Below are 6,045 nucleotides of genomic sequence, written 5' to 3' on the forward strand. Positions count from 1 at the left end.
CCTAGTTCTGTTCCAATGCGTGCTGTACTTCCGAAGCCTTCAGGGTGATGCGGGCTTTATGGATGTACCATTCGCTGCGGGAAACGACCTGGTATACCAAATCGATGGGCATGTCAGGGAAGGTCTTCAGGTCTTCGCGGATATTGCCGTCTTTGCTGACCAGGGCGATAGTGACGCGGATCATGCCCTTGTCGCCAGGGTTGAAGATGACCGATTCCCAATAGTTGTCATCGCGTTCAGCCGCTTTATTGGCCAGCTGGGAATGGACGATGACCTTGTCGTACTGTTCGCGGGGCAGCAGGGTCCGGGGATAGAAGTCCATGATCGTACCGAGCTGACGGCCGGCGTTGTGGAGGGGGACTTCCGTTTCAAAGACAGCCGTATCCTGGGTCATCTGTTTCAGTTCAAACGGTTTGCGGCGACGGGCTTCGATGACGAAGCGGGCATCGCCCTGCCGCCAAGCAAAGAGGCGGAATAAAAGGTACAAGACAGCGACAATGCCGATGACGGCAATGACAACATTGAGTAAGACATAGAAAAACACGACGCAAGACTCCTTTTATATAATATTTTGATAACCATTAAGTGAGGGAAATTTCTTCAGCTGTAAATTCATTGGCCGGGATGAGGTGCTGGGCCAGGCGGGAGCCGCGGCCGCTCTCTGCGGTAAAGCACAGGCGGAGAGTCCCCGGTTCCGGCTGCTTGTTGAGGAGGCCATCCTTTTTCAGGACGTCCAATGTTTCCAGGGCCATTTCATGAGCCGGGTCGACAAAAGCGATGGAATCACCGCAGAGTTCTTCAAACAAGGGCTGGACGAAGGGGAAATGGGTACAGCCGAAGATGCCCGTATCGGCACCGGAATGAAGGACCGGTTCCGTATAGCGCTTCAAAGGCTCGCGGATTTCCGGGCCGTCGAGGACGCCCCGTTCGATGAGATTGGCCAGGGCCGGGCAGGACTGCTCGACGATTTCGATGTCCGGGTCCATGGCGGCGGCGACTTTGCGATGGCTGTGGTTGGCAATCGTGAGCGGCGTGGCAAAGACGGCAATCTTCTTGGTCGCGCTGATTTCCCGCGCTGTCCGCAGGCCCCGGCTCATGCCGATGAGGGGATACGGTACTTCCTGGACGACCGTATCATAGGCGACGGCCGTCACGGTGTTGCAGCCGATGGCGACGAGCTTGACGCCCTGGGCCGTCATGAAGCGCAGGATATCCCGCGTATAGGTCAGGATTTCTTCCGGCGTCCGCGTCCCATAGGGATTGCGCTTGGTATCGCCCACGTAGATGATGTTTTCGTGAGGCAGCAGCATCCGCAGCTTGGCGACGACGGTCAGGCCGCCGACGCCGGAATCAAAGACGCCGATAGGCTGTTGATTACGTTCCATGGACCCCTCCCCCGGCCTGGGCAGCCGCTTTATCTTCGGCATACATGGCCTGTAATTTCTTATAATCGGCTTCATCGAGGCGGGCGACTTTGCCGCTGTCCTTATGGGCAAAGACGTTCTGCGTCGTCCCCGTCGCCAGCAGGCGGTGGTCATCGTGGTTGACGATGCGGTACGAAAAGACCATCTGCGCCCGGCTCAGCTTGACCAGCCGCGTCTCGATGTCGATGGTATCGGCATAGTTGATGGGACTGATGTACTCGCAGGACACGCTCTTGATGGGATAGGAAATACCCCGGTCCAGCAGGGCGAACAAATCGATGCCGGCAGCTGCCAGATATTCACAGCGGCCGCACTCGAACCAGCGGATATGATTGGAATGGTGGGCAATGCCCATCATGTCGGTTTCATAGAACCGCACTTTTTCAACGACAGTAATCATAAGTTCTTAACTCCTAACTATATGCATCTTACATCATGCACACTCATACTATTTTACGATGAGGAACTATGTTTGTCAAAGGAAAAAGAGGCTGTCCCATAAAGACAGCCGCTTTTTGAGTATTAAGTTTGCAGTTTGTAGTTTTTAGTAAATATTTTTAAATTTAAAGCCATCTTCTACAAACTACAAACTCCCTACTACAAACGATAAGTAAATGGACCGTGCATGATGGCAAAGCCCTTCAGACGGCTTTCCCCGCCTTCACACGCGGACGCGGAAGAACGGGAACATATGACGTACTTTTTCACGGTGTTCCGGCTTGACGTAAGTCCCGGCCAGGCGCAGGGCCGCAGCGACGACGGCGGCATCATCGAGCCAGCCGAAGCCGGCAAAGACATCGGGCACGAAATCAAAGGGCAGAATGACATACCCCAAGGCCCCCATGAGGGCCAATTTGATGAATTTCGGCGTGTCTTCATCCTGCATACAGTAAAAAATCGTCAGGAGCTTCGGCAAAAAGTGGATCTTCCTCCCTGTCTTGTGGACAAAGGTGACGAATTTGCCAGGTGTATAAAAACGTGCAAAAAAGCGCAGTACCTTCCACATGGGCCTTCACCTTACTTCTTATCTTCCAAAGGGATTTTGGCATCTTCTACGGCGGCTTTCACCTTGTCTTTGACAGACGCCGTATCGCCGTCTGCAGCCGCTGCCGTTTCCGGTTCGGCAGCTGCCGTCGTTTCAGCCGTGGCTTCGGCTGTTTCCACAGTTTCGGCAGTTTCTGCCGTTCCTTCTGCCTTTTCGGCTTCACCGGCCTTGGTTTCTTCGACCTTTTCTTCTACGATTTCATCGACCAGGTCGTCGTGATGGCGGACGGTGTGATAGAGTTCTTCCCCTTTTTCCTTGACGTCCTGGAAGCGGTCCTTGGCGACGCCGCCCCATTTCTTCATGAAGTCGATGGTTTCATCGCCGAGGGGGACGTTCTTCAAGGGATTTTCCTTGAGTTTGTCGACTTGTTCCCGAGCCTTATCCTTCCATTCGCCCATCATGTCGACGTAGGGACCCATGTCGGTAGGCATGCCGTCCTTGAGCCAGCGCTGGGTGACGCGGCCCAGGCTGTAAGTGATGCCGACGGCGACAGGTACCTGGATGGCGCTGAAAGGAATAATCGTCGTCAGCAGCTGCCGGCGACGCGGCTGCCGACGGCGCCGAGGAAGGCGATGAGGGCCCGTTCGCTCAGTTTGACATCATAGACCTTGGCAATGCGGCTGACCAGATAGACTTCGTTGGCCATGAGGGCGACGGTCCCGACGAGCGGCGCAATGACGATGGCACCGGCCCGGGCTGCAGCCCAGCGGCACAACATTTCGACTTTCACGTCTTTGTCTTCTGTCGACTCTTCCATGGCCTTGACGACACTGGCTGCGGCATCGTCGGCCGGCTGGGACTGGGCCTTCATGTCGGCCAGTTCCTGTTTCAATGCGGCGATTTCTGCCTGCAGTTCTTCTACAGTCTTGGCTTCTTCTTTGTATACTTCTTCTGCCATAACAAACACCCCATTCTTTAACGTATTAAAATTTATACTCTATATTTTCCCATGTTTCTACCAGCTTGTCAAACCCCCATCGACAGGAAGTGCCACGCCGGTAATGAACGACGCGTCATCGCTCAAGAGAAAGGCGATGGCCTTGGCCACTTCATCGGGCCGGGCCAGTCGGTACAAGGGATACTGCTCTTTCATGGCATCCCGCGTCGTATCGGGATGGTCCCGGAGCTGCTGCTCCAGCATAGGCGTTTCCACGTCACCGGGACAGACGCAGTTGACCCGTATCTGGTGCGGTGCCGCTTCCAGGGCCAGGGACTGGGTGAAGGCCACGACGGCGCCTTTCGTCGCCCCGTAGAGAGCGCAGGCGATGTTGCCCTGGAGACCGGCGTCGCTGCTGACGGTGACGATACTGCCCGGCCGGCGCCGCAAGTGCGGCAGGGCATAGCGGCAGAGCGAGATTGTCCCGAAGACATTGATGGAAAAGAGGCGCTGCATGTCGGCAGGCGTGACATTTTCCAAGAGGCCTTGTTCATAGACGCCGGCCGACGTGACCAAACCGTCGAGGCCGCCGAAGTGAGAAACCGTCTCTTCGACCATCCGGCGGCAGTCGTCGTCGCAGGCCACGTCGCCCTGGATATACCAGGTCCGGTCCGGCGCAGACAACGCCGCCAGGGCGGCCTCCCCTTTTTCCCGATGGCGGCCGCTGATGGCGACGTTCCAGCCCCTTTCCAGTAAGACCGCCGCTGCCGCCAGGCCGATGCCCGACGTGCCGCCGCTGATGAGTACCGTATCCATAGCGTCCCTCCTACATAATACCAAAATAAGATAAGCCCAATTTGCCGATGAGGACGACTGTGACGGCCAGCATGACCAGGCGGACGAAGCCCGTACCCCGGCGGATAGCCAGGCGGGAACCGAAGAAGGCGCCGGCAAAGATGCACAGGGCCATGGCGATGCCGTAGACGTAGAGGATCTGGCCCCACCAGATGAGGAGGACGAAGGACGTCACATTGCTCATGAGGTTGAGGATCTTGGCATTGCCGGCAGCCGTGACGAAGTCGAAGCCCAAGGCCGCAAAGCCGACGATGAGGAAAGTCCCCGTCCCCGGCCCGATGAAGCCGTCATAGAAACCGATGGCCGAGGCCATGACCAGGGCGGCCAGGACGTTCTTCCGGGTATTGCCGCTGTACGTGCTGGCAGCGCCGAGCTGACGCTGGCTGAAGACGAAGACCGCTGCCGCGATGAGGGCGATGATGATGATGGGCTGGAGCCATTCGCTCTTCAAGTGCAGCATGACCAGGCAACCCAGGATGGCGCCGATGAAGGTCCCCGGCAGGATCCGCTTCAAGAGGCTCATGTCGACCTTGCCAGCCCGCCAGAACTGCCAGGCGCTCATGACGGCGCCAAAGGTCGCGGAAAATTTATTAGTCCCAATGGCCAGGTGCGGCGGCAGGCCGGCTGCCAAAAGGACGGGCAGCGAGATGAGGCCGCCACCGCCGGCGATGGAATCGACGAAACCGGCCAGGAAGCCGCCGGCCATGATGAAGAGCAGCAGCGACGCCGACAGGGTCGTATGAAAAAGTTGGAATTCCATGAAAAAATTACTCCTTTTGGAAAAAAACTCCTCTTGCTTCGCAGAGCGAAACCGAGGAGACCCTTTTCTCAGTGTTCATATATCAAGTCCGCCGCCGTTCCCGCTGTCTGGGGCCGCAGAAGGCGGACGATTTCCTTGCCGATGATCCGCGCACCGTCGCGGTGGCAGTCGAGGCTGGCTTCGGACATGGCTGCCAGCTTATCGGGATGTGTCAACAGGTCCGCTACGACGGAAACGAGGTCTTCCTGCTTCTTGACCCAGCGGGCACAGCCTTTGGCCTGCATGTACGTCGCATTGGCTTCTTCCTGGCCCGGGATGGGACTATAAAGGACCATCGGTACCTGGACGGCGGCCGCTTCGGTACAGGTCAGGGCGCCTGGTTTGGTGACCAGCAGCGATGCCTGGCACATGAGCTGGGGAATCCGGTTGGTATAGCCCAGGATGTTGACGTCGTGATGCAGTTCGCTGCGCATCTTGGACAGTTCGTCATAGAGATCGGCATTGTAGCCGGTGACGACAGTGAAGCTGTCGACGGCGTCGAGGCGGTCGAGGAGCGTCAGGGACTGTTTGATGGAACCCATGCCCAGGCCGCCGCCCATGATGAGGACGTTCTTATCCGCCTTATGGGCGGCATCCCAATGCCAGCGTTCCTGTTCAAAGGCCTTGCGCACGGGGATCCCGGAGACGACGATCTTGCCGGCATCGATGCCCTGTTCGACGAGCAGGTCCTTGAGCTGGGACGCGGCGACGCAGTAGACATCGATCTGAGGATAGACCCAGAGCTGATGGATGGCAAAATCGGTGATGACGCCGACCAGGGGGATATCGAGGCGGTGCTGGCGCTTGAGGAGCGCTGCCGCCCCTGCCGGGAAGGGATGGGTAAAGACGAGGACATCGGGCTTCTTTTCGGCCAATACCCTGAGCATCCGCCGCTTGAGGCCCCAGGCAAAGAGCGTCTTGACGACGAGTCCCTTCTTATATCCTTGTGACGAATAGTACATCAAATCGTACAGCATGGGAAAGACATCGAGGATCTTGATGTACGTTTCCTTGACGATGTTGTCGATAGACAGGACGTCGTTGR

The 6,045-nt window shown here is 57.3% G+C and carries 9 protein-coding genes; all 9 read right to left on the reverse strand.

Going from position 1 to position 6,045, the window contains the following annotated elements; translation table 11 throughout:
• Position 1: 1 nt before the first annotated feature.
• Complete coding sequence (locus tag NM10_RS10620) at positions 2-544, reverse strand: hypothetical protein (protein ID WP_020311568.1); 543 nt, start codon at positions 542-544, stop codon at positions 2-4.
• A gap of 37 nt (positions 545-581) precedes the next feature.
• On the reverse strand, positions 582-1,385 hold the full coding sequence (murI, locus tag NM10_RS10625; RefSeq protein ID WP_020311569.1) for a glutamate racemase: 804 nt from the start codon (positions 1,383-1,385) through the stop codon (positions 582-584).
• Positions 1,375-1,824, reverse strand: coding sequence for an acyl-CoA thioesterase (locus tag NM10_RS10630; RefSeq protein WP_020311570.1), 450 nt, complete (start codon positions 1,822-1,824; stop codon positions 1,375-1,377). The genes murI and NM10_RS10630 overlap by 11 nt, the downstream gene beginning before the upstream one ends.
• Positions 1,825-2,085: 261 nt before the next feature.
• A complete protein-coding gene (locus NM10_RS10635; RefSeq protein WP_020311571.1) occupies positions 2,086-2,430 on the reverse strand; it encodes a YkvA family protein in 345 nt (114 codons plus the stop codon).
• Positions 2,431-2,441: 11 nt separating this feature from the next.
• Positions 2,442-2,900, reverse strand: a complete 459-nt coding sequence (locus NM10_RS14770; protein ID WP_239639710.1) for a hypothetical protein — start codon at positions 2,898-2,900, stop codon at positions 2,442-2,444.
• A 95-nt stretch (positions 2,901-2,995) separates the two neighbouring features.
• A complete protein-coding gene (locus NM10_RS14775) occupies positions 2,996-3,367 on the reverse strand; it encodes a hypothetical protein (RefSeq protein ID WP_020311573.1) in 372 nt (123 codons plus the stop codon).
• Positions 3,368-3,424: 57 nt separating this feature from the next.
• A complete protein-coding gene (locus NM10_RS10645; protein WP_020311574.1) occupies positions 3,425-4,162 on the reverse strand; it encodes an SDR family NAD(P)-dependent oxidoreductase in 738 nt (245 codons plus the stop codon).
• A gap of 10 nt (positions 4,163-4,172) precedes the next feature.
• Entirely contained in the window at positions 4,173-4,961 is a 789-nt protein-coding gene (locus tag NM10_RS10650) for a sulfite exporter TauE/SafE family protein (protein WP_020311575.1), read from the reverse strand.
• Positions 4,962-5,029: 68 nt separating this feature from the next.
• A partial coding sequence (locus NM10_RS10655; protein ID WP_020311576.1) for an MGDG synthase family glycosyltransferase occupies positions 5,030-6,045 on the reverse strand: 1,016 nt, incomplete at its 5' end.

Origin of the sequence: Megasphaera sp. NM10, assembly GCF_000417505.1 — a bacterium.
GTDB classification, from domain to species: domain Bacteria; phylum Bacillota; class Negativicutes; order Veillonellales; family Megasphaeraceae; genus Megasphaera; species Megasphaera intestinihominis.